At 38.4% G+C, this 23,358-nt stretch carries 18 protein-coding genes; 14 read left to right on the forward strand and 4 right to left on the reverse strand.

The genetic code is table 11. From position 1 onward, the window contains the following. From PVK71_RS09840 to ygjK, 8 genes are all read left to right on the forward strand, one after another. Nucleotides 1–1,011 (forward strand): substrate-binding domain-containing protein, encoded by a 1,011-nt coding sequence (locus tag PVK71_RS09840; RefSeq protein ID WP_274418221.1) that lies wholly within the window; start codon nt 1–3, stop codon nt 1,009–1,011. A gap of 163 nt (nt 1,012–1,174) precedes the next feature. After that, nucleotides 1,175–2,170 carry a transcriptional regulator EbgR gene (ebgR, locus tag PVK71_RS09845; RefSeq protein WP_274418220.1) on the forward strand — a complete coding sequence of 332 codons (996 nt, stop codon included), beginning with the start codon at nt 1,175–1,177 and terminating at the stop codon, nt 2,168–2,170. A 337-nt stretch (nt 2,171–2,507) separates the two neighbouring features. Continuing rightward, nucleotides 2,508–5,609, forward strand: coding sequence for a beta-galactosidase subunit alpha (ebgA, locus tag PVK71_RS09850; protein ID WP_274418219.1), 3,102 nt, complete (start codon nt 2,508–2,510; stop codon nt 5,607–5,609). Continuing rightward, nucleotides 5,609–6,061, forward strand: coding sequence for a beta-galactosidase subunit beta (locus PVK71_RS09855; RefSeq protein ID WP_274418218.1), 453 nt, complete (start codon nt 5,609–5,611; stop codon nt 6,059–6,061). The genes ebgA and PVK71_RS09855 overlap by 1 nt, the downstream gene beginning before the upstream one ends. A 92-nt stretch (nt 6,062–6,153) precedes the next feature. Continuing rightward, on the forward strand, nt 6,154–7,581 hold the full coding sequence (locus PVK71_RS09860; protein WP_274418217.1) for an amino acid permease: 1,428 nt from the start codon (nt 6,154–6,156) through the stop codon (nt 7,579–7,581). A gap of 456 nt (nt 7,582–8,037) precedes the next feature. Beyond that, a complete protein-coding gene (locus PVK71_RS09865) occupies nt 8,038–10,638 on the forward strand; it encodes an HD domain-containing phosphohydrolase (RefSeq protein ID WP_274418216.1) in 2,601 nt (866 codons plus the stop codon). Nucleotides 10,639–10,953: 315 nt separating this feature from the next. After that, nucleotides 10,954–12,387 (forward strand): amino acid permease, encoded by a 1,434-nt coding sequence (locus PVK71_RS09870; RefSeq protein WP_274418215.1) that lies wholly within the window; start codon nt 10,954–10,956, stop codon nt 12,385–12,387. Between the two features lie 233 nt (nt 12,388–12,620). Beyond that, the gene (gene ygjK / locus PVK71_RS09875; protein WP_274418214.1) at nt 12,621–15,002 is read left to right on the forward strand and encodes an alpha-glucosidase; all 2,382 of its coding nucleotides are present in this window, start codon (nt 12,621–12,623) and stop codon (nt 15,000–15,002) included. Nucleotides 15,003–15,084: 82 nt separating this feature from the next. Here ygjK and PVK71_RS09880 read toward each other — a convergent pair whose 3' ends face one another. Next, entirely contained in the window at nt 15,085–15,483 is a 399-nt protein-coding gene (locus PVK71_RS09880) for a DoxX family protein (protein ID WP_274418213.1), read from the reverse strand. 18 nt (nt 15,484–15,501) lie between these two features. Continuing rightward, a complete protein-coding gene (locus PVK71_RS09885; protein WP_274418212.1) occupies nt 15,502–15,924 on the reverse strand; it encodes an organic hydroperoxide resistance protein in 423 nt (140 codons plus the stop codon). A gap of 149 nt (nt 15,925–16,073) precedes the next feature. On the opposite strand from PVK71_RS09885, the gene PVK71_RS09890 reads away from it, so the two are divergent. Beyond that, a complete protein-coding gene (locus PVK71_RS09890; protein ID WP_274418211.1) occupies nt 16,074–16,550 on the forward strand; it encodes a MarR family winged helix-turn-helix transcriptional regulator in 477 nt (158 codons plus the stop codon). A gap of 113 nt (nt 16,551–16,663) precedes the next feature. Then, the gene (locus tag PVK71_RS09895) at nt 16,664–17,332 is read left to right on the forward strand and encodes an OmpA family protein (RefSeq protein WP_274418210.1); all 669 of its coding nucleotides are present in this window, start codon (nt 16,664–16,666) and stop codon (nt 17,330–17,332) included. Nucleotides 17,333–17,476: 144 nt separating this feature from the next. On the opposite strand, the gene PVK71_RS09900 is transcribed toward PVK71_RS09895, so the two are convergent. Beyond that, the gene (locus PVK71_RS09900) at nt 17,477–17,647 is read right to left on the reverse strand and encodes a hypothetical protein (RefSeq protein WP_274418209.1); all 171 of its coding nucleotides are present in this window, start codon (nt 17,645–17,647) and stop codon (nt 17,477–17,479) included. Between the two features lie 56 nt (nt 17,648–17,703). On the opposite strand from PVK71_RS09900, the gene PVK71_RS09905 reads away from it, so the two are divergent. After that, a complete protein-coding gene (locus PVK71_RS09905) occupies nt 17,704–18,402 on the forward strand; it encodes a metal-dependent hydrolase (protein ID WP_274418208.1) in 699 nt (232 codons plus the stop codon). A gap of 80 nt (nt 18,403–18,482) precedes the next feature. Here the strand turns inward: PVK71_RS09905 and PVK71_RS09910 are convergent, their stop codons facing one another. Beyond that, nucleotides 18,483–20,144, reverse strand: a complete 1,662-nt coding sequence (locus PVK71_RS09910; protein WP_274418207.1) for a methyl-accepting chemotaxis protein — start codon at nt 20,142–20,144, stop codon at nt 18,483–18,485. A 230-nt stretch (nt 20,145–20,374) separates the two neighbouring features. On the opposite strand from PVK71_RS09910, the gene PVK71_RS09915 reads away from it, so the two are divergent. The 3 genes from PVK71_RS09915 to PVK71_RS09925 all read left to right on the forward strand — a co-directional run bounded on the left by PVK71_RS09915 (nt 20,375) and on the right by PVK71_RS09925 (nt 23,355). Further along, on the forward strand, nt 20,375–20,761 hold the full coding sequence (locus PVK71_RS09915; protein WP_274418206.1) for a hypothetical protein: 387 nt from the start codon (nt 20,375–20,377) through the stop codon (nt 20,759–20,761). 55 nt (nt 20,762–20,816) lie between these two features. After that, on the forward strand, nt 20,817–22,265 hold the full coding sequence (locus PVK71_RS09920) for a protein-disulfide reductase DsbD family protein (protein WP_274418205.1): 1,449 nt from the start codon (nt 20,817–20,819) through the stop codon (nt 22,263–22,265). Nucleotides 22,266–22,554: 289 nt separating this feature from the next. Then, on the forward strand, nt 22,555–23,355 hold the full coding sequence (locus PVK71_RS09925; protein ID WP_274418203.1) for a GGDEF domain-containing protein: 801 nt from the start codon (nt 22,555–22,557) through the stop codon (nt 23,353–23,355). Nucleotides 23,356–23,358 lie beyond the last annotated feature (3 nt).

Genomic DNA, 23,358 nt, shown 5'->3' on the forward strand with positions numbered 1-23,358 from the left:
ATGGCGACCATTAAAGACGTAGCAAAAGAAGCAGGCGTATCGATTGCGACGACATCACGAGTCATCAACAATGCCCCACACACCAGTGAGAAAGCGATTGTTGCAGTCAAAAAAGCCATGGAAACCTTAGGTTATCGCCCCAATTCAAACGCTCGTGCTTTAGTAAGTAAAACATCAAATACCATTGGCGTGTTAGTAAATGACGTTTCTGCTCCTTTCTTTGGCTCTATGGTAAAAGCCATTGATACGGTTGCTAACGAACAAGGAAAACAGGTTCTTATTGGTAATGGGTATCATGATGCAACCAAAGAAAAAAACGCCATTGATTTACTAATTAATAGCCGTTGTGAATCATTAGTGGTGCACAGTAAAGGGTTAAGTAATGACGTTCTGATTAAATTAGCGGATGAAGTTCCAGGAATGGTTCTTATTAATCGCTTTATTCCTGAAATTTCCTCTCGCTGCATTGCACTTGATAATTACAAGGGCTCTTACCTTGCAACAGAGCACTTGATCCGCCAAGGGCACCAACACATCGGTTATATCTGCTCAAGTCATGAGATTGATGATGCTTATGATCGTAAAGCCGGGTACTTACAAGCATTAGAAGATAATGGTATTAAAGTAAAAGAAGAATATATTGAATATGGCGAACCCGATGAAGAAGGCGGAGAACAAGCCGTAATCAATTTGATTGCTAAGAACACCCCCATTACAGCTATCGCTACTTATAACGATTATATGGCTGCAGGATGTATGGCATTATTGCAAGAAAACGGAATTCGTATCCCTGAAGACATGTCAGTCATTGGTTTTGATGATGGTCATATTGCTCGTTATATTTATCCTCGATTAACGACTATCCGTTATCCTATCCAAATCATGGCAAACCAAGCGGTCAACTTATCTCTCAAGTTAGCCAGTCGCGATACAGAAGAGCAAACAGAGCATAAATTATTTATTCCAATTTTAGTTCGTCGCTCTTCTGTTGGTTGTATTTCATCGAAATAAAAACCATTAAGCCAGCAAACCAAAAGATTTTCGATAAAATACGACGATTGTTTCTAAATACTAAAAGTTTTACTAAATTAATTATAAATTGAGTATCGTAGTAAGTGTTAATTCAGTACTATAACGACAGAACAAATAATAAGACGTTTTGGCAGGAGGATGAATGGCAACGTTAAAGGAAATAGCCAGCGAAGCTGAAGTTTCATTGGCAACCGTATCTCGTGTATTAAACGAAGACCCAACGCTAAGTGTAAAAGAAGAAACCAAGCGACGTATTTTCGAGATCGCAGAAAAACTTGAGTACAAAACCAGCTCGACCCGTAAACTGGCCAGTGCTTTACCTCAAGTAGCAAAAGAACAACTGCACTTCCTTGCTTTATATAATTACAAACAAGAAACTGAAGTGAATGATCCTTACTACCTTGCGATTCGTCATGGTATTGAAACTCAATGTGATAAATTTGATATCACATTAACCAACAGTTATGAAAGCAGCTTAGACATTAAGAACCCAAAGGTAGATGGTATTTTACTGGTTGGTCGTCAAACAAAAGAACAACTAAAAGCCATTCAAAAAATCAGTAAAAACATTGTTTATATTGATTATACCGATCATGAGCAAAACTTTGATTCTGTCGATATTGATCTTGCTCGTATCAGTAAAGAAGTGATTAACTATTTCATGAACCAAGGCTATCAACGCATTGGCTTTATTGGTGGGCAGGATGATGTTGATTGTTCTGACATTCGTGAAGAAGTGTTCGCAGAATATGGCCAGCTAAAAGGCGTTGTATCCGAATCGGATCTCTATCGTGGTGATTTCTCCAGCTCATCGGGTTATAAGCTTGCTAAAGCAATGCTAGAAACCGACCATGCAAATGCGCTGTTTATTGCTTCAGACTCTATTGCTATTGGTGTATTGCGTGCTATCCATGAAAAAGGCTTACGCATTCCTGAAGACATTGCTTTAATCAGTGTTAATGACATACCAACCGCCAAGTTTACCTTCCCTTCTCTCTCTACCGTTCGTATTCATTCAGAACTGATGGGAAGCCAAGGTGTTAACTTATTGCTTGAACGCCGTCGTGATGAACGTGCGATCCCTGTTCGAGTGTATATTCCAAGTAAATTACGCTTGCGTGATACCACTAAAAAATAACTAAAAACTCTTTTTTATTTTAATAAAAGCAGCGTTTATCACGCTGCTTTTTTTGCACCTAAATTTTAACGATTTACTCTACTCTTTTCTATTTCTGCACAATACACCATCACTTCACGATTATTTTATCTATTTATTAATCAATTAAGGTTAATGAATTGTTTCTACAACTCTTATTAACGTTACCAAGCTCACAAAGCTCAGTTCAATATGTGACCAAGTTAAAAGTAAAACAATTTACCGATTTATTTTACTAAAACTTTAGTTAATATCTTTTACCAGAGAGCTATTAATTACCTATTTATAAGAACTATCGGCATCGACCGGGAGGCTACACGTGAACAATTGGGAAAACTTCTTCCGCCTTAATGAAAACAGAATGGCACCACGTGCTTACTTTTTCTCATACGATTCAGTTCAGTCTGCAAAGACATTCCAACGTGAATTAAGCAGTCACTATCAGTTATTAAGTGGTCAATGGACATTCAATTTCTTTACTAATCCTTTACTTGTGCCTGATGAGTTCTACTCTGAGCACATGAGCGATTGGGGCAACATTACTGTTCCTAACATGTGGCAAATGGAAGGTCATGGCGATCTTCAATACACAGATGAAGGCTTTCCTTTCCCTATTGATGTTCCTTTTGTACCAAGTGACAACCCTACTGGCGCTTATCAACGCACCTTCACACTAGGTGAAACGTGGAACGACAAACAAACTATTATCAAATTTGATGGCGTAGAAACATACTTTGAAGTGTACGTAAACGGTAGCTACGTTGGTTTTAGTAAAGGCAGCCGTTTAACTGCTGAATTTGATATCTCTGAATTTGCACAACAAGGTGAAAACCTGCTTTCTGTTCGTGTTATGCAATGGGCTGATTCTACTTACATAGAAGATCAAGATATGTGGTGGACTGGCGGTATCTTCCGTGATGTTTACCTCGTTGGTAAAGAGCAAGTACACGTTCAAGATATAACAATTCGCACTGATTTTGATGAAAACTATCAAAGTGCTACATTGTCTTGTAAGGCTGAATTAGAAAACCTAACAAACAGCTCAATCTCTAACTATTCACTTGAGTATGCACTATTTGATGGTAAGACGGCTGTTTCTGAAGGTTCTGTAAATTCGCTTTCTTTTGATTCGAACCATAGTGTTGATATCAAGATTGATATGGAAAACCCAACGCATTGGACAGCAGAAAACCCTTACCTATACCAATTAATCCTGACTCTAAAAGATGAGAACGGTAAAACACTAGAGATCATTCCAAACCGAGTTGGCTTCCGTGACATTAAAGTGCGCGATGGCTTGTTCTACATCAACAACAAATACGTCATGCTTCATGGTGTGAACCGTCACGATAACGATCACCTAAAAGGTCGTGCTGTAGGGATGGACCGTGTAGAGAAAGACATCGTTTTGATGAAGCAACACAACATTAACTCTGTACGTACTGCTCACTACCCTAACGATCCTCGTTTCTATGAACTGTGTGATATTTACGGCCTATTTGTGATGGGCGAAACCGATGTAGAAACACACGGCTTTGCTAACGTTGGAGATTTAAGTCGCATCACCAATGATCCTGCATGGGAGCATGTATTTGTAGAGCGTATTGAGCGTCATATTCACGCTCAGAAAAACCACGCATCTATCATCATGTGGTCGCTAGGTAACGAATCAGGCTACGGCTGTAACATCAAATCTATGTATGATGCAGCAAAAGCAATTGATGACACGCGTCTGGTTCATTATGAAGAAGATCGTGATGCTGAAGTGGTTGATATCATCAGTACTATGTACTCTCGTGCTCAACTAATGAATGCCTTTGGTGAGCATCCGCATAATAAACCACGCATCATTTGTGAATACGCACACGCAATGGGTAATGGTCCTGGCGGGTTAACTGAATACCAAAACGTGTTCTACAAACATGACTCAATTCAAGGGCATTATGTTTGGGAATGGTGTGATCACGGCATCCTAGCGAAAGACGAAAACGGCACTGAATTCTTAAAGTACGGTGGCGATTACGGCGATTATCCAAACAACTACAACTTCTGTATGGATGGCTTAGTTTACTCAGACCAAACTCCGGGTCCTGGCTTAAAAGAATACAAGCAAGTTATCGCACCAGTTAAAATTCGCGCTAAAGATGCAGCAAACGGTATTTTCACAGTAGATAACAAGCTGTGGTTCTCAAATCTTGATGACTACACCATTACCGCTGAAATCCGTGCAGAAGGCGAAACACTGCAAAGCACCACATTCAAAGTGGAAGGCTTAGCTGAAAACTCAAGTCGTGATATTGAAATCACACTACCAGAGTTGGATGGACGCGAAACATTCGTTAATTTTACAGTGCGTAAAGATTCTCGCACTCTGTATAGCGAAGCGAATCACGATATTGCGGTTTATCAAGTTCAGTTAAAAGAAAACACAGAGCAGCTTCCAGTGTTCTCTAACAGCAATGCGATTGCTCTTGATATCACAGCATCTCGTTTAGATTATGTTGTGAAAGGGTTGAACTTTGCGCTTACTTTCTCAAAAGTGAACGGTAAATTAACCTCATGGGTTGTAAACGGTGATGAGTTAATTGCCAGCGCACCTAAACTGAACTTCTTCAAACCAATGGTGGATAACCATAAGCAAGAGCATGAAGGTCTGTGGGAGCCTGCGCATCTTCAAATCATGCAAGAGCACTTCCGCTCTATCGACCTTGATGCCTCAAACGGTAAAGCCACTTTCACGGTAACCAGCATTATTGCGCCACCTGTGTTTGATTTTGGTATGCGTTGTACTTACGTGTATGAAATCAACAAAGAAGGTCAGTTAAACATCCAACTCTCAGGTGAGCGTTATGGTGATTACCCTTATGTTATCCCTGTGATTGGTTTGGATCTTGGTATCAACAATGAGTTTGACCAAGTGCAATACTACGGTCGTGGTCCTGAAGAAAACTACCAAGACAGCCAACAAGCAAACATGATTGATGTATACCAAACAACTGTAGCGAATATGTTTGAGAACTACCCGTTCCCACAAAATAACGGTAATCGTCAGCACGTTCGTTGGGCATCGTTAGCTAATCGTCATGGTTCTGGCCTGTTTGTTAAGCCTGAGCAAGAGATTAACTTCAGTGCTTGGTTCTACACCAACCAAAATATCCATGAAGCACAGCACACGATTGAGCTTGAGAAGAGTGGTTACATCACCCTAAATCTTGACCATAAACTGATGGGCTTAGGCTCAAACTCTTGGGGCTCTGAGGTGTTGGATTCATACCGTGTTTACATGGATAAATTCCAATACGCACTGACTTTGGTTCCATTTCAACAAGGTGGCTGTTCACCAAAAGCATTGGCTAATCACACATTCATCTCAAACACAGCATTCACTTCAAAAACAACAATTGAAGGCGGAGAAAAGTAATGATCATTTTAGACAACCTAGAACAATTTAAAGTGGTATATCGCGACGGCCGTAAATGGAACCGTTGTGTTGAAGCGATTGAAAACATTGGCAACCTAAGAGATGGGATCATGTATTCAATTGGTGATTCTCTGGTGTACATGATTGAAGATGGCGTGGCTAAGAATACCGAAAACTTTGTTGGTAACCGTCGTTACTTTGATATTCATTACTATTTAGAAGGTCGTGAAACCGTTGAGGTTGCGAGTAAATCTGAACTAGAAAATGTGCAAGCGTATTCAGATGAAACCGATCGTGAGCACCTAAACGGTAATGGTCAAATACACCAACTGTGTGAAGGTCAAGTGGCGGTATTTGATAACAGCAAAGCCTACAAATTCCATGGCGATAGTCGTGTTCGTAAAGTGGTTCTAAAAGTCACTATCGAAGATGGCTACTTCCTGAATAAATAAGTAATACCTGAAATAAAAAACTATGAGAGGGGTTGGATCTTAACCGACCAAACCCCTCCTACCCTACAATATGTGATTCATCGGAGTACCTTATGTCTACATCAACTCGAGGCACGATAGGCAAGTTCGCCTTACTGTCTATGACTTTTGCTGCAGTTTATAGCTTCAATAATATCATCAATAATAATATTGAAATCGGGCTATCTTCTGCACCTATGTTCTTCTTGGCTACCCTGTTCTACTTTGTTCCATTCTGTTTAATTGTTGCTGAATTTGTATCGCTTAATAAAAGCTCTGAGGCTGGCGTTTATGCTTGGGTAAAAAGCTCATTAGGTGGTCGTTGGGCATTCATCACCGCGTATACTTACTGGTTCGTTAATCTATTCTTCTTTACCTCTTTGCTACCAAGAATCATCGCTTATGCCTCTTATGCATTCTTAGGGTTTGAATACATTTTTACGCCATTAACGACCGCGGTATTAAGTACCCTACTGTTTGCGGTAGCGACTCATGTATCAAACAATGGTGCGAAATTACTAGGTCCAATTACCTCGCTAACCTCTTCATTAATGCTTCTGCTTACTCTGTCTTACATTCTGTTATCAGGCGGCGCGTTAATTGGTGGTATTGAGCCAGCAGACCCAATCACAATCGAAGCAATGACCCCATCATTTAACTGGGCGTTCCTTGGTGTAATCACATGGATCTTCATGGCGGCAGGGGGTGCAGAATCGGTAGCGGTTTATGTAAACGACATTAAAGGCGGTCACAAGTCTTTCGTGAAGGTTATCATCATTGCGGGTATCTTTATTGGTGCGCTTTACTCTGTGGGCTCTATCTTAGCGAACGTATTTGTCCCTCGTGAAGTATTGAAATTTACGGGAGGCTCAGTACAAGTATTTGAAGGTTTAGCAAGACACTATGGTTTATCTGAAATCTTAATGAACCGTTTTGTTGGTGTGGTTTCATTTACGGCAATGCTTGGCTCTCTTCTAATGTGGACAGCCACACCAGTTAAAATCTTCTTCTCTGAAATTCCAAAGGGCATCTTCGGTGAGAAGACGGTTGCACTAAACAAACAAGGTGTTCCTGAGCGTGCGGCATGGATTCAGTTCTTAATCGTTATTCCACTGATGTTTATTCCTACATTAGCGTCTGATACGGTACAAGATTTAATGAGTACTATCATTAACATGACAGCGGCGGCTTCTATGCTTCCACCACTGTTCATCATGATTGCATACTTGAATCTACGTTTAAAACTGGATCACCTAGAGCGTGATTTTAGAATGGGCTCTCGCCTTACCGGTATCACGATTGTTTCTATTCTAATTGGTATTTTCACGGTAGGTTTCTTTGCTTCAACCTTCCCAACAGGTGCAGATATTATGACGATTATCTTCTACAACGTCGGCGGCATTGTGATCTTCCTTGGTTACGCATGGTGGAAATACAGCCAATATGAAAAATCACTAAGCAAAGAAGATCTTATTGAGGAATCGAAACCTGCGGTTCAATAATTCACAAGTTTTTAATTAAGTAAAACTAAACCGAGAGTATAGCTACTCTCGGTTTTTTATTTTAATTAACACCTTAAGCATACATAGATATCGATTTTTTACCGTTTGTGCACTACGTTTATTCTAGATAATAAAAATAAATGGTGCGTTATGATATCTCGAATAAAAAAAATAAAAGAGAAATTGTTATTTCCACTGCACATTCATATATCGATGTTATTTATTGTAATGATCGTCGTAATCTGTTCGGTACAAATATACATAACCAACAAAGGCATCAATCAACTTTTACTTGAAGCTACCTCAACCATTTTTGACCGAATATCAACAGATGCCAGATCCTCAATAAGAAGCGAATATAGACCCGCATTTAACGCAATAGCTAAGCTATCCAGGAGAGATATCGTCCACGCGGAAACAGTAGAACAGCGCAACGCTTACTTTACCGAATTAGCAATGCTATTAGATTTACATAAACACGTCTCAATTTATCGCATTTCCTATCCAAATGGCGATTGGTTTGGCGTAGGTATATTAGGTCACTCCTCATTTAGAACAAAACTAAACACTCCAGAAAATGCCTACTATTTCTTCATCAATCATGTCTCTGCCATCGAAAATAAAACCACTGTTTTTTTCTACGATGATCAATCTCGTTTTATCCGTTCAGATGAACTTAAGGAGCATCAATATGACCCAAGAAATGAGAATTGGTTTAAAAATTCGACCAAAGAGAAAATCGTTTTATCCAAACCTCGTTACTTTCCAGGATTACAGCAGTTTGGTTTAACTATTCATAAGAAAGCAGAGAATAACGTTGTTGTAAGTGCTGATATTTTAATGGAAAAACTTAGCCTCGTATTAAAAAGCACGGCTATCCACCCCTCCTCTCTTAGAGTGCTTTATGATGAAAAAAATATTGTTTACGCAAGTAATGCCCTTAAGCTCACTTTAATAAAAAAAGAAAGTAAAATCATTAAGTTAAGTAATTTATTTAGCGCTGAGGTACTAGATACAATTAATCATATTAATTCAGACCAAAAAATCGAACAATATCAAAGTAATGGCGAAAGTTGGTATGGCAAAATATTTTCGATTCCAATTAATACAGAGCGATCATTAAATTTATTGATAGCAGTAAAAAAATCAGACCTATTATCTGGTGCCCATATTATTCGACAAAAAACCATTTGGTGGTCTTTCGCTATTCTTATTCTGTCGATTCCTTGTGTCTATTTTGTATCACAAAGAATATCAAAGCCAATCCAGCAGGCCACAGAGCAAGCACGGTTAATATCCACATTTGATTTTTCATCTATCGATCACACGCCAACCAAAATACTTGAAATAGCAAATCTAACGAGATCTATTTCTAGTATGAAATCAGCAATAGAAAACTACTTCAATCTAACGAATTCAATATCAAAAGAGAATAATTTTGATGAATTAATAAAACTTATTGGTCGTAGTACTGCCAAAGCAACAAAAGCAAACGCGGCTTATCTTTACCTTATCAATGACGCAGAAACGCACATAGAACCTCAATTTGCATGGAGAGCCACCACACAAAATGAAGACATTAGTCAATTAGAAAGCTTTGCTCTAAATGATGAAAAAATAGCAAAAACCATTGAACAGATAATGATCAAAAAGAAACCCTTTGAAAACCTGAATATTAATACATTCGACAAACAAGAACAGAATAAATTGGATTTAGACAGTGAGCAAATATGGTCTATCACCTTCCCTTTGTTTTCTAGGGAAAAACAAACCATAGGGGCAATGGTATTAGTGTTTGATGTGAAAGAGAGCGAATACATTCGTAATACTCAATTTCACTACTTTGAATCATTAATTAATTATACTGCCATTGCTCTAGATGGAAGAAAAATGCAACAAAATCAAAAAGATTTACTCGACTCCTTTATTCAAATAATGGCAAGTACGATTGATACAAAATCACCCTATACCGGAAATCATTGCCAGAAAGTACCGTTATTAACCCAATGGCTCTCTCAAGTGGCGAGTGATTCTTCTACTCCACCATTTAACGATTTCAAACTGAGTTCCACACAACAAGAGGAGTTAAGAATTGCTTCGTGGTTACATGATTGCGGAAAAATAACCACGCCAGAGTACGTCGTTGATAAAGCAACAAAACTAGAAACTATTTATAATCGAATTCATGAAATAAGAACAAGATTTGAAGTATTAAAACGCGATGCAGAAATAAACCAATGGAAGGAAGCATTTAACCATTCATTACCAATTGAACATAAAGAGAAATTAAAACAAGAATGGCTACGATTAGATAAAGAGTTTGCCCTTATTGCTAAAATAAACGTTGGAGATGAGTTTTTATCAGCACAAGACGCAGAACAAATACAAAAAATTGGTCAACAAACATGGATACAAACCTTAGATAATAGCCTTGGTCTTGCGTGGGAAGAAAAAGCACGCCTGAATAACTCGAATAACACCCCATTGCCTATGACGGTGACTCTACTACAAGACAATCAATCTCACCTAATTCCTAGGGAAAGCAATGCTGAACAAGATCCACGCTTTACATTACAGCCACCAGAATACAAAAATAACATTGGTGAGGCCTATAATTTATCGATTCAGCGCGGTACATTAAATAATGAAGAACGATTTACAATAAATGACCATATTATTCAGACAATTAAAATGCTAGAAGCTCTCCCGTTTCCAAAAACAATGAAAGATGTACCAAAAATAGCAGGTGGTCATCATGAAAAAGTAGATGGCACAGGTTACCCTATGGGACTTAAAGCAGAAGAAATGCCACTCACTGCACGAGCAATGGCGATTGCCGATATTTTTGAAGCCCTAACAAGTCATGACCGACCTTATAAAAAAGCGAAAACATTAACCGAGTCGCTAAAAATCATGAGTTTTATGGTTAAAGATAAGCACATAGACAAAGACCTATTTAATTTATTTTTGACCTCTGGTCTTTATAGTAAATATGCAAAAGCACACTTAAAGCCAGAACAGTGCGATAACGTTGATATTAATAATTATCTAAGCTAATCGTATTGGCACTGCTTTCTGGCTTATTGAGTATTACAACTCCAAATAACCTCCCACACTTCGCTATGTTTTACTTCTTTGTACCTGTAAATATAGGAGCAAATTATTCCTTTTATTTTTTACTGGTCACGACTCTCTGCGCTAGCATAGATCACCATCACATTTTGCTGTTTTCTTAATCTTGATTTAATGACATATCTCACAGTAACCCTTAGTAAAACTTATTACTATAATTTTACTAAAACCACCCGAATTTTATTAACTAAAATTATAAACTCATAACCCAAACGCAAACATACTAGGGATACAATTATTATGTCTGATTCTTTACGAGGGACAATTGGCAAATTTGCCTTGCTGTCGATGACAATGGCGGCGGTATTCAACGTTCGTAACATTGTTAATAACAATATTGAGCTGGGATTAAGCTCTGCTCCTATCTTTTTATTCGCAACGTTAGTTTACTTTATCCCTTTTGTTTTTATCATTGCAGAATTTGTGTCTGCCAATAAAAACTCAGAATCTGGAATGTACGATTGGTTAAAGCAGCCTCTTGGTACCAAAATGGCTTACCTAGGCTCGTTCCTTTATTGGTTTGTAAACCTATTCTGGTTTGTCTCTCTACTTCCTAACGTTATTGCTTATGCTTCTTATGCAATGCTAGGTTATGAGTATGCTTTTTCTCCTGTTGTTACCTCTGTTATCTCGATTGTTTTATTTGCAGCTGCGACGCATATCTCCACCAAAGGGGCATCTTGGTTAGGTAAGATATCTGAAATGGTTGCTTATGGTGTCTTCGCTCTATTTGGTATTTACGTTATCGGTGCGCTAATGGCACTGGGTGGCGATCATACACCAGCTCAACCAATCACAATGGAAGCCATGACCCCAACGATTAACTGGGCAACACTTGGTATTATGTGTTGGATTTTCCAAGCTGCTGGTGGCGCAGAAACCGCCGCCGCTTATTTAAAAGATGTGAAAGGCGGTCAAAAGACGTTTATTAAAGTTATTATCGCAGCAGGTATCTTAATTGGTACTATGTATGCTGTGGGCTCTTTACTGGTAAACGTATTCGTACCACGAGAAAGTCTAACCTACGCAGGTGGCATGGTTGAAATCTTTACTGGCATGGCTCAATACTTCAATATATCTGAATCGTTAGTTGGTCGCTTTGTGGGTATTGTTCTTTTCATCGCAATGTTTGGTTCTATGATGATGTGGACTGCTGCTCCGGTTAAAATTCACTTCTCTGAAATCCCTCAAGGTGTATACGGTGAAAAAACGACAGAGCTAAATGAACACGGTGTTCCTGTTCGTGCAGCATGGTGGCAGTTTGCTTTTGTTGTTGTAATGTTAGTGGTAAACGGCTTTGGTTCTGAGTCAGTACAAGAGATGATGAGCACTGCTATTAACCTAACAGCAGGTACTGCAATGCTTCCACCAATCTTCATTATGGTTGCTTACTTTGTTTTCCGCCTGAAGCATGATGATACTCCCCGTGATTTTCGTATGGGCTCACGTAAAGTTGGGATGAGTGTTGTGTCTGTACTTATCACTATCTTTGTAGTAAGTATGACGGCTTCTGCCTTCCCAACCGGTGTTGACTTAGTTCAAGCATTCTTTATTAACGTCTTTATGACGATGGTATTCTCTGCCCTTGCATACTGGTGGATATCTCGCTTTGAAAAGAAGCAAACAAAAAAAATTGAACCAAAAACAGCAACAGCAACAGCAACAGCAAAATAAGTAGAAATCAAATTAGCGTTTAGTTTTCCATACCATACCTAAAGCAAAAGGCACTGATTCCCCTCAGTGCCTTTTTTAATATCTACTTTCGTTATGCTAACTGAATCACACTCCATCTTTATATCACCTTATTAAATGAGACTGACTTCACGGACAGTCACTCTATTTATTAATACCATGCATAAAAGTTAAATTTACTAAACCTTTACTAAATCAATTGTAAGAATTTAATTATGAACTTAAAACTTTCTGTACTTGCTGTTGCTACTGCCCTTTTCGCTGTGGGTTGCGCACAAACAACACCGACACCAATCGATTCAACCGAATTGAAAGCGACACAATTTAAAGACGTTATTGATCGCACAGGCTCTCCTGAATATATGAGAGATTACGATTTTGATGATCACCAACGTTTCAACCCATTCTTTGACATGGGCTCTTGGCACGGTCATCTTCTCCCAGACAACGATGATGGTATGGGTGGTTTCCCAGGAACAGCTCTACTTACTGAAGAATACATTAACTTTATGGCGAATAATTTCGATCGCCTAAGTGTATTTAAAGACGGTAAGAAAGTTGACTTCACAATGGAAACGTACAGCTTACCGGGTGCTTTGGTTCAAGTATTAAGCTCTGATGACGTAAAAGTAGAAATGACACTGCGCTTTGCAACAAACCGCACTTCTTTAGTTGAAACTAAAATCACTACCAACTCACCTGTTGAGCTTGTTTGGGATGGCCAGTTAATCGAAGGAAATCACGCAAAAGAAGAAAAGTCTCAATCAGATAAAACCATCGCTGAAGCATATCCTGACTACAACCGAACCATTATCCCTACAAGTGATGGTCTAAAAGTGACTTTTGGTGAGGTTCGTGCGACCTGGTCTTTATTAACATCAGGCGAATCTGAATACCAAGTTCATAAATCAATTCCTACGGCGACTACCGTTAATGGTTTAAGCTTTACCTCTAAAGCAAACATTGAGCAATCCACCACGATTTATACTACGTATTCTCATGTATTAACCGCTGAAGAGAACCAAGCAGAGCAAGCTAAAATCACTGACATTCTAGCAAATCCAAATCAATACTTAGTTGCGACTGAAAAACGTTGGGAAGAATACCTTGATAAAGGCTTAACCAACCCAAATGCAACTCCTGAACAAGAGCGCGTTGCAGTAAAAGCAATGGAAACGCTTAATGCTAACTGGCGTGGTGCGGCTGGAGCAATGGAGTTTGATTCAGTTACCCCATCAGTAACCGCTCGTTGGTTCTCTGGTAACCAAACATGGCCTTGGGATACGTGGAAACAAGCGTATGCAATGGCACACTTCAACCCAGAAATAGCAAAAGACAATATTCGTGCTATGTTTGCTTACCAAATCCAAGCTGACGATGCGGTTCGCCCTTGGGATGAAGGCTTTATTCCTGACCTACTTGCTTATAACACTAGCCCAGAGCGCGGTGGTGACGGCGGTAACTGGAATGAACGAAATACCAAGCCAAGTCTTGCTGCATGGGCTGTGATGGAAGTGTACAAAACCACTGAAGATAAAGCATGGTTAGAAGAAATGTATCCTAAACTGGTTGCTTATCATGATTGGTGGTTACGTAACCGTGATAACAATGGTAACGGCGTTCCTGAGTATGGAGCTTCACGCGATAAAGCACACAATACAGACAATGGCGATATGCTATTTATGGTTGAACGTGGAGATAAGAAAGAAGAGCTTGCAGGCTTAGATAAGTACAAAGAGGTTATTAAATCTGGGAACTATGATCACATAGAGATCCCGGCACAAACAGCAGCCTCTTGGGAGTCGGGGCGTGATGATGCGGCAGCCTTTGGTTTTATCGATAAAGATCAACTAGACACTTATGTTGCTAATGGTGGAAAACGCTCGGATTGGGAAGTGAAATTCGCACAAAACCGAGATAAAGATGGCACATTATTAGGATATTCATTACTGCAAGAATCCGTTGACCAAGCAAGCTACATGTTCAGTGATAACCAATACCTTGCTGAAATGGCTGATATTCTAGGTAAAGATACTGATGCAAAAGAGTTCCGTGAAAAAGCGGATAAATTAGCAAACTACATCAACACTTGTATGTTTGATGAAGGGACTGGATTCTTCTACGACATTCGTATCGAAGATAAACCACTAGCAAACGGCTGTGCGGGTAAACCAATTGTTGAGCGCGGTAAAGGTCCTGAAGGCTGGTCTCCTCTTTTCAACAAAGCAGCCACACAAGCTAATGCTGACGCTGTAGTCAAAGTAATGAAAGACACTTCTGAGTTTAATACTTATGTACCACTGGGAACAGCAGCACTGTCAAGCCCTGCATTTGGTCCTGATATTTACTGGCGTGGTCGTGTTTGGGTTGATCAATTTTACTTTGGCCTAAAAGGTATGGAAAGCTACGGATACCGTGACGATGCGATTGAGATGGCTGGTGCATTCTTTGATCACGCAGATGGGCTAGTTGGAGACGGTCCTATCCGTGAAAACTACAATCCACTCACTGGTGATCAACAAGGAGCACCAAACTTCTCTTGGAGCTCAGCTCACCTCTACATGCTTTATAATGATTTCTTTACTGCAGAAAAGTAATTAAATACATTAAGTAACAAATAGAAAAAAGGGATATGAATCACCTCATATCCCTTTTGCTTTTATGCTCTATATTATTATATCATTGTGATACTGATTTTGCCTTGCAACACTCTGGCATTGCATGGCCTGAAAGTACTAACAAACCAGCAAAAATACCTAGATTTTTAATGAAATTTTGCATCTCATGCGCGCCTTCCAATCCTGAATAATTCCAGAAATCATGCAGCGACACATTAATGACTAATACTAATCCTGCCAGTAGTAAGGCAACTATCCATGTAAAACGGTTTGCTATTAATAAAATAGCAGCACCAATTTGAAAGATACCTGCAAGTCCCAATAAGACAGGAACAAATGGCATGTCATGCTTTTCCATTAACTGAATGTGCATATCCCATGACACAAATTTCATGATACCTGGAACCAAGAAATACAGTGCCAGAAGTACACGCCCTACGGTTAGTAATAGAGTATTCATTTAATCAATCCCTATGAATTAAAGTGCAACACCATTAACTGATAATTTCACATCAATATTGCCTTTCACTGCATTTGAATATGGGCAAACTTGGTGAGCTGTTTTCACTAATTGTTGAGCTTGCTCTTCATCTAATTCTAACGTTACTGCTAAAGCTACTGTTAATGCAAAACCACCCGTTTCGTTTGGACCAATTCCCACTTCTGCTGACACAGGCGCTTGAGTTAATTTAATTTTCATCTCACGAGCCACATGAAGAATTGCATTTGAGAAACACGCAGAATAACCCGCTGCAAACAGTTGCTCAGGATTAGTTGCTTCACCTGTTCCTCCCATCTCTTTTGGGTAGCTTAGAGCAAGATCAAGCATATTATCGTCAGTCGTTACTTGGCCATTACGTCCTGCTGAAGCGGTAGCTGTTGTTGTGTATAACGTTGTCATGATGATGTCCTTTATTCTAAATATGATTCAAGTTAATTTAAATGGCAAGCAATTAGATTGTGCACAATTCAATTTCAGTAAGTATAGGTCGATTTAAAGGTAAAAAACAAGTATATTGCGCACAATCTAGTTTTATTTTTGGTGTGAATATGAATAATAACCTTGAACTACCTACTCAAGAAGAGAGTAATTCCTCTCAATTATTACTTAAGAATCAAGTTTGTTTTTCTCTTTATAGTGCATCAAATGCCATGATAAGAGCCTACCGTCCATTACTAAACGAACTGGATCTTACTTATTCTCAATACTTAGCAATGATGGTTATTTGGGAAAGAAATGGCATCAATGTAAAAGAATTAGGCCAAGAACTGCACCTAGACTCAGGAACCTTAACGCCTTTATTAAAACGCCTAGAAGTGAAAGAAATCATTACTCGTCAACGCAGTACTCAAGATGAACGTATTCGACAAGTGTTTCTCACAACTAAAGGCGTCGAATTAAAGGAGCAAGCACTCGCTGTTCCTAATGCTATTTTTTGCAAAAGCCAATTAGAGATTGCAGAGCTACAACAATTAAAAGCAACTTGTGAAGCGTTAGTAACAAATCTAGAAAATAATTTTAAGTGATTTATTTCACACAATTATAAGTCTTTCTATTAATAAAGTTCTTTCTAAAGCATTGATTTTTGATCTTCAGAGAGTAAACTGCGCGACACAGATGTATATAACTAGAGAAAAACATGAAAAAGATCACAATTGCGCTTGCACTTCTTATTGGTTTAACTGGTTGTCAGGCGACTCAACGTCAAAATGCAACCACTGGTGAAACTGAAACTAACTCTACAACAAAAGGCGCACTTGCTGGTGCACTTGCTGGCGTAGCTATCGGTCTAGCCACTGGTGATAATGCAAAAGAGCGTCGTAAAAACGCACTTATTGGTGCTGCTGCTGGTGGTGCTGTTGGTGGTGGTGCTGGCTACTACTTCGATCAACAAGAAAAAGCATTACGCAACGAATTAAAAAGTTCTGGTGTTCAAGTTGAACGTGTTGGTAACAACGAACTTAAACTGGTAATGGACAATGGCGTTGGTTTCCAATCTAGTTCTTACCAACTAGACGCAAGTATCTACAACACACTTAATGGTGTCGCTCGTATTCTAGTTGAGTACCCAGATACTGCACTTCAAATTGATGGACACACTGACAGCTCTGGTAATGATACAAAAAACCAAACTCTATCTGAGCAACGTGCAGATTCTGTTCGCACTTACCTAATCAAACAAAAAGTTGCGGCAGGACGTGTCCATGCTCGCGGCTACGGTGAGCGTTACCCTGTTTGTGATAACTCAACATCACAAGGCCGTGCGTGTAACCGTCGTGTAGAAATCACTATTCTTCCGCTTAAATAATTGTTAATACGACCAAAACCACAAACTAACTGTATATAAACACAGTTAATCATTGGCTTTCAGTATTTACTGTTATAGAATCAAAAATCCCCCAAGATGTTAAACATCAAGGGGGATTTTTATTTGAAGGCTAAATTCTATTTCTTATTGAACTACGTCTTCTATTTTATCGACAACAAGATCTTTCCCATCAACGATAGTTTCTTGTACTTTCTCAAAGGCATCCGAATCCATAACATTTTGAACTTCATCGCCATAGTTCATACCAATATAAATCCCTAACGCGATGAACAGTAATGCAAATATTTTAAACATAATCACTTATCTCAATAATTCAGCCTTCATTTTACAAAAGAATTCTTAGAAAACCTATGGCAAATTTCAGTACTCATTTAAATGTTGCCGCATTGGCATCAGGTGTGACTTCCGCGGCCCTATTATCAGCAAATCACATCGAACTTAATACCGCATTATGGTTATGGTTTTTAGGCACTATTGGTGGTCTATTACCAGATATCGACTCTGATAATTCAACTTCCTTAGATATCATATTTAATCTATTTACTATTTGTATCGTACTGTTAAGTATCCGTTATTTTACCAGTGATGCTATTAATGAAAGGCAATTTCTACTTCTCATTGGCTTACCTGTCATTATCCATTTGTTTATAAAATTTGGTGTTCGTAATGTATTTGAATGGCAGACCATTCATCGTGGGATCTGTCACTCTTTATTGTTTCTGTTATTTTTTGGCTTGCTCACAACAAATATTACCTGTTTTATTCTTAATGATGGCGTTAAGGGATGGGAGCATATTGCTTGGCTTTCTGGAGCGTTTGTATTTTCTGGAGGAGTGATTCATTTGCTTTTAGATGAAATATACAGTGTCGACTTAGCCAATGTACGAATTAAACGTTCGTTTGGTTCTGCCCTAAAACTGACTGATTTTTCTAATCGACCTTTGTCTGCTTTGTTTATTATAACCAACACGATACTCTTTTGGTTTGCGCCACCTGTTCACTCAACACTTATTGCACTAAGTGATTGGCGTTTCTTTAAATTGTGGTAATAAGTAAGCCACTAATACAAATAAAAAAGCACAAGAACTTTTCAATTCTTGTGCTTTTATCTACTCATTACTTCATGTAATTACAAAGTAAATCGAGCGACTAGTTCAGACAGCTCATTAGCTTTCTGATTCAACAAAATACCACCTGCACGGTTTTGGCTCGCTAGCTCTGCTGACTCTGAGCTTTGATCTGATACAGAAACAATACGCTCAGAAATTTCTTGACCTACAATACTCTGCTCTTGTGTTGCCGTTGCAATTAATGAGTTCATTTCCATAATAGTATTTACTGATACTAAAATATGGCCTAGTGATTCAGACGCTGCCACCGCTTTATTTACGGTCAATGTACTGAAGTTTTTGCTTGATTCCATGACCTGAACAGCAGAATCAGAGCCTGACTTCAACGCTTCAATACGTTGATGTATTTGTGCAGTGCTCTCTTGAGTACGGCTCGCTAACTTACGGACCTCATCGGCAACAACGGCAAAACCACGCCCTTGCTCACCCGCCCTTGCCGCTTCAATTGCCGCATTTAAAGCCAAAAGATTAGTTTGTTCTGCAATATCTTGAATTACCGATAAGGTGCTAGCAATATTTTGAACATCACCTTCAAGTTTTGAAATAACATTACTTGCTTCATCTAACTCTGCTGCTAATGTTTGTACTGATTCAGAAGCTTCGCTAACAGTACGCATAGCAACTTGTGCATTATTATCAGCATCTTGAGCTGAATTTGCCGCTTGCTCCGCATTTGAAGAAATCTCATGTGATGATGTGGTTAACTCGGTCATCGCAGTAGCAATTTGCTCTGTTTCTGAGCGCTGATTAACAACCACTGCATTCACTTGAGCTGAACGCTCTGACATATTAGTTGTTTCAGCAACGACTTCTTGGCTAACTGAAGATACGTTACTAATAATCTGATGCAATGAACTAACAAACAGGTTGAAATTCTTACTTAGCTGGTTGAATTCCGGAACAGAAAAATCAAGCATACGCGCCGTTAAATCGGCATCGCCTGAAGCAAATGATTTAATTGATGCATCAAATTGCTGAATTGGAGCCATAATACTTTTATTAATCAATGAACCAAGTAGAGTAACTACCGAAATAATAACAAGAGTAAATAAAACAATAGCTTGCATGCTATCTAATAACTGTTTGTCGCTTAATGCTTTCATATCATTAATCACCGCATCGACATCATCAGTATAGAAACCAGTGCCCACAATTAAGTCCCACTTTGAAAAGTAAGCACTGTAAGCCAATTTTGGTAATGCTACTCTTTCATTCAATTTAGGGTAGTAATATGTTGTATATCCGGAACCATTTTTTGCCGCAGTTATCATATCTTGAATGAAGTAATTGCCTCTTTTATCTTGCATATTCCACATGTTATTACCAATATCATTGGTATTTCCCTGCAAAATACGAACGCCATTAGAAGTAAAACCAAATAAATAACCTGTATCTGCAAATTGTATTGGCTTTAATGACTCTAATACTTCTTCTTTAGTTTTGTCTTGTTCAGCAAAGTGCTTTAGTTCTGAAGATACAATATCCAAGTAAGATTTCAGCTCAACTCGCTTCATTTGCATCATCTGTGAGCGTGTCATCTCCATTTGAGCTTGGTTTAACGCTCGGGCTTCTTTATAGGTCATTGCCATTATCAACAATGATGTTAATACAATCGGCAAAATCGCAAGTAAGTACAATCTTGCTTTAATTGATAGGTTCATTTTATTCTCTCTGAGGCTCAAGTTATATCTTCAATTAATACGTTTATCAAAAATGTAATTATTATTATTTGGATGTATCAATTTCTATGCCACTTATTCATAAAAATATCACTAGTTTTTATTTTCCCTTACATTTTAAGAGCTAATTTACAGATAAATCTGCATTGACCTTTTTACTTTTATCAAAAAAATATGGAAAATATCTATAACTTGAAAATAAGCTGACTTCTTTGAGATTTTCATTATTACAATACAAGCGTCAAAGTACCGCTTCGTGGTCACTATTATTAGTGTGTATTGTGCTATTTGTTTGTTTTTCTCAAAATCTTGGTTTATCAAAAAACTGCCCTTTATCATCTCAACCTGACAATATTGAGCAAATCCACACTCTCAATTCAGAGCAAGTTCAAAACGATAATGCTTCACAATGCAATAGTAGTGAACAATTAGTTAATGCTCACGCCATTCATCTAGATTTTGCTATTCCTATGTTTATCTTAGCCCTTATTATTGTGGCTGCTATTCTTAAACAGTCAGGTGCAACCTATTTCTTTACTGAACCGATTACCTCCTATGGTGTTCGACGACACTTGGCATTCTGCACCTTTCAAGAATAATCACACCGTAAGTACTTATATCTTTATTTAATATAATTATTTTCGGAGTAAAACCGTGTTTACAATTCAACAAATTAAAGTCATCGCTCGATTTCGTTCAACGGTACTATTGGCATCAGCGTTGCTGTTGTCCGCTTTTTCTCTATCTGCTACAGAGCAAACACTATCTACGGGTTGGTTAGATGAAACAAACTTAATTGAAAACAGCACCTCAATTACTGCCTCTGATGAGTTATTTGCTCATGAATTAACAGCGATTGTCGATGCTAAGCCTCTAACTCAAACTGCAGAGACAAGTATTATTACCATGATTGCTTTTGCTTTCTTAGGAGGCTTAATTCTTAATATAATGCCATGTGTACTACCTGTTTTAGGTATAAAACTCAACAGCATGATCGCATCATCAACCTCAAGTAAACGCTCTATTCGCTTGCAGTTTTTTGCTTCTGCCGCGGGGATCTTAACGTCTTTCTGGTTACTTGCGACTGGTTTGCTTATTTTAAAATTTACAGGCAAAGCCATTGGTTGGGGGATCCACTTCCAAAGCCCTATATTCATTGGTTTTATGGTTATCATTACCGCCTTGTTTACCGCTAACTTATTTGGCATATTTGAGATCCAATTACCAAGTCGCTTCTCAACCTCTATTGCGAGTAAAGGCAATAACACAACACTTGGGCACTTCGTTCAAGGTATGTTTGCAGCACTACTTGCAACTCCATGTAGTGCGCCTTTCTTAGGTACCGCAGTTGCTTTTGCATTAGGTGCTAATGTTTTTGAAATGTGGGTGGTATTTACTTCGTTAGGGCTTGGAATGGCTCTTCCTTGGTTACTGTTCGCTTTATTTCCGGGACTCGTTTCATTTATGCCAAAGCCTGGAATGTGGATGAACAAGGTCAAAATCATTTTTGGTTTGATGATGCTAGTAACAACTTTATGGTTACTTAGCTTACTTTCTCCCTTTCTCGGTAGCTCTACTATTTGGATTCTTACTGCATTACTAATTATTTTCTTATTATATAAAGTAGGTAAAAAACACGGCAAGAATACCGTTATTGCTATCTTAGCTATTATCGTTTTCTCTAGTAGCGCATTACTGATTATTGGCAGTATGACAACAAAGCATTGGGTAACCCCTACTGTTGACGACATTTCTTGGAAACCATTAGATCAATCCGCAATTAACGAATATGTAGATCAAGGGAAAACTGTTTTTGTCGATGTGACCGCTAACTGGTGCATTGCCTGTAAAGCCAACAAAATTGGCGTGATATTACAAGATCCGGTGTATTCAACACTGCATCAAGAAAATATCATTGCGATGAAAGGAGATTGGACTCACCCTAGTGAAAAAGTGACTAACTATCTAAAAAATCATCAACGCTTTGGTGTCCCTCTTAATGTAGTTTATGGCCCGAATGCACCACAAGGGCTACCTTTATCAGTACTTCTTACAAGTGATGATGTAATGCAAGCGATTGAATATGCGGGGAGAGCAAACTAATGACAATAGAAGAACTGACTGATACTCAACTAGGTTTAAAAATGACGCCAAGTTTGATCATTAGTCATAAAATAATCCCTGGTTTGATGCTCCTGAAGGCTAATTATAAAACGTGATAAGATTTTATTAATAATAAGCCGCTATCCAATTTTAGAGATAGTGGTTTTTTAATACATGTTAGTTATCTTTTAGTCGAATGCTTCTAATTTATTTCTTTAGGGCTATTTATTTTTATCTGAAAATTAAGTACCTTATCTGAATGACGTCCCATTAACTCTGGATGAATATAATGCAGAACAAAACAACGCCACGAATTGCGGTTGCTATTCTTTCTTCGCTTCTTGCTCTCTGCGCATTTCTCTATGACGTTATTGGTTTTGAGTCAGCTTCTGATCTTTGGTTTGAAGGTTTAACACTTATTTTATTGGTCTATATCTATCTAACGGCCTACCAGTTTTTAAAACCTTATGCTTTTCTGACTGCTGGTGGCGCACTTTTACTATTTAATAAAGCTTATGACCTACTAACAGAATTCCCTCAAATAGAATACCACGCTGATAATTTCGAAATTATCGATACTTTATTGGACGACGGCTCTCTATTTATTGCTTTTCTACTCATCGCTATTGGCATTACTCATATGATGAGAAAACTAGCTAAACAAAGCATGAAAGATGAACTGACTAATTTATATAACAGAAGAAAACTCTCTGAAATAGAATTAAATACATTTGATCTTGTTTATTTTGATCTAAATGACTTGAAAAAAGTTAATGATTTAAAAGGACATCAAGTAGGAGATCTGATGATTATTCGATTTGCTCAGGTACTGAGAAACTCATGCATTAAGCAAGAAATGGCTCTTCGAGTTGGAGGTGATGAATTTGTTGTCATCACTCATACAAATCGCTCAATGCCTTTTATTAACAGTGTTTGTAAACAACTAGAAAATGAACAAATTTCCTTTGCATATGGTATAGAATCAACAACAAAAGAAAGGTTAGAGGAGGCACTTATAAAATCAGATAAACGTATGTATGAGATGAAAGCCCGACAGAAGAAAAACCGTCAACCACACCTCGCAAAATAAAAG

Source organism: Aliivibrio sp. S4MY1, assembly GCF_028765545.1.
Classification (GTDB): domain Bacteria; phylum Pseudomonadota; class Gammaproteobacteria; order Enterobacterales; family Vibrionaceae; genus Aliivibrio.

What these genes read in the sequence shown, in the direction of transcription:
- PVK71_RS09925 (WP_274418203.1), top strand. Translation starts at nt 22,555, where the DNA reads ATGCAGAACAAAACAACGCCACGAATTGCGGTTGCTATTCTTTCTTCG.
- ebgR (WP_274418220.1), top strand. Translation starts at nt 1,175, where the DNA reads ATGGCAACGTTAAAGGAAATAGCCAGCGAAGCTGAAGTTTCATTGGCA.
- PVK71_RS09910 (WP_274418207.1), bottom strand. Translation starts at nt 20,144, where the DNA reads ATGAACCTATCAATTAAAGCAAGATTGTACTTACTTGCGATTTTGCCG.
- PVK71_RS09890 (WP_274418211.1), top strand. Translation starts at nt 16,074, where the DNA reads ATGAATAATAACCTTGAACTACCTACTCAAGAAGAGAGTAATTCCTCT.
- PVK71_RS09865 (WP_274418216.1), top strand. Translation starts at nt 8,038, where the DNA reads ATGCTATTAGATTTACATAAACACGTCTCAATTTATCGCATTTCCTAT.
- PVK71_RS09895 (WP_274418210.1), top strand. Translation starts at nt 16,664, where the DNA reads ATGAAAAAGATCACAATTGCGCTTGCACTTCTTATTGGTTTAACTGGT.
- PVK71_RS09900 (WP_274418209.1), bottom strand. Translation starts at nt 17,647, where the DNA reads ATGTTTAAAATATTTGCATTACTGTTCATCGCGTTAGGGATTTATATT.
- PVK71_RS09885 (WP_274418212.1), bottom strand. Translation starts at nt 15,924, where the DNA reads ATGACAACGTTATACACAACAACAGCTACCGCTTCAGCAGGACGTAAT.
- PVK71_RS09860 (WP_274418217.1), top strand. Translation starts at nt 6,154, where the DNA reads ATGTCTACATCAACTCGAGGCACGATAGGCAAGTTCGCCTTACTGTCT.
- PVK71_RS09905 (WP_274418208.1), top strand. Translation starts at nt 17,704, where the DNA reads ATGGCAAATTTCAGTACTCATTTAAATGTTGCCGCATTGGCATCAGGT.
- PVK71_RS09840 (WP_274418221.1), top strand. Translation starts at nt 1, where the DNA reads ATGGCGACCATTAAAGACGTAGCAAAAGAAGCAGGCGTATCGATTGCG.
- PVK71_RS09855 (WP_274418218.1), top strand. Translation starts at nt 5,609, where the DNA reads ATGATCATTTTAGACAACCTAGAACAATTTAAAGTGGTATATCGCGAC.
- ygjK (WP_274418214.1), top strand. Translation starts at nt 12,621, where the DNA reads ATGAACTTAAAACTTTCTGTACTTGCTGTTGCTACTGCCCTTTTCGCT.
- PVK71_RS09870 (WP_274418215.1), top strand. Translation starts at nt 10,954, where the DNA reads ATGTCTGATTCTTTACGAGGGACAATTGGCAAATTTGCCTTGCTGTCG.
- PVK71_RS09880 (WP_274418213.1), bottom strand. Translation starts at nt 15,483, where the DNA reads ATGAATACTCTATTACTAACCGTAGGGCGTGTACTTCTGGCACTGTAT.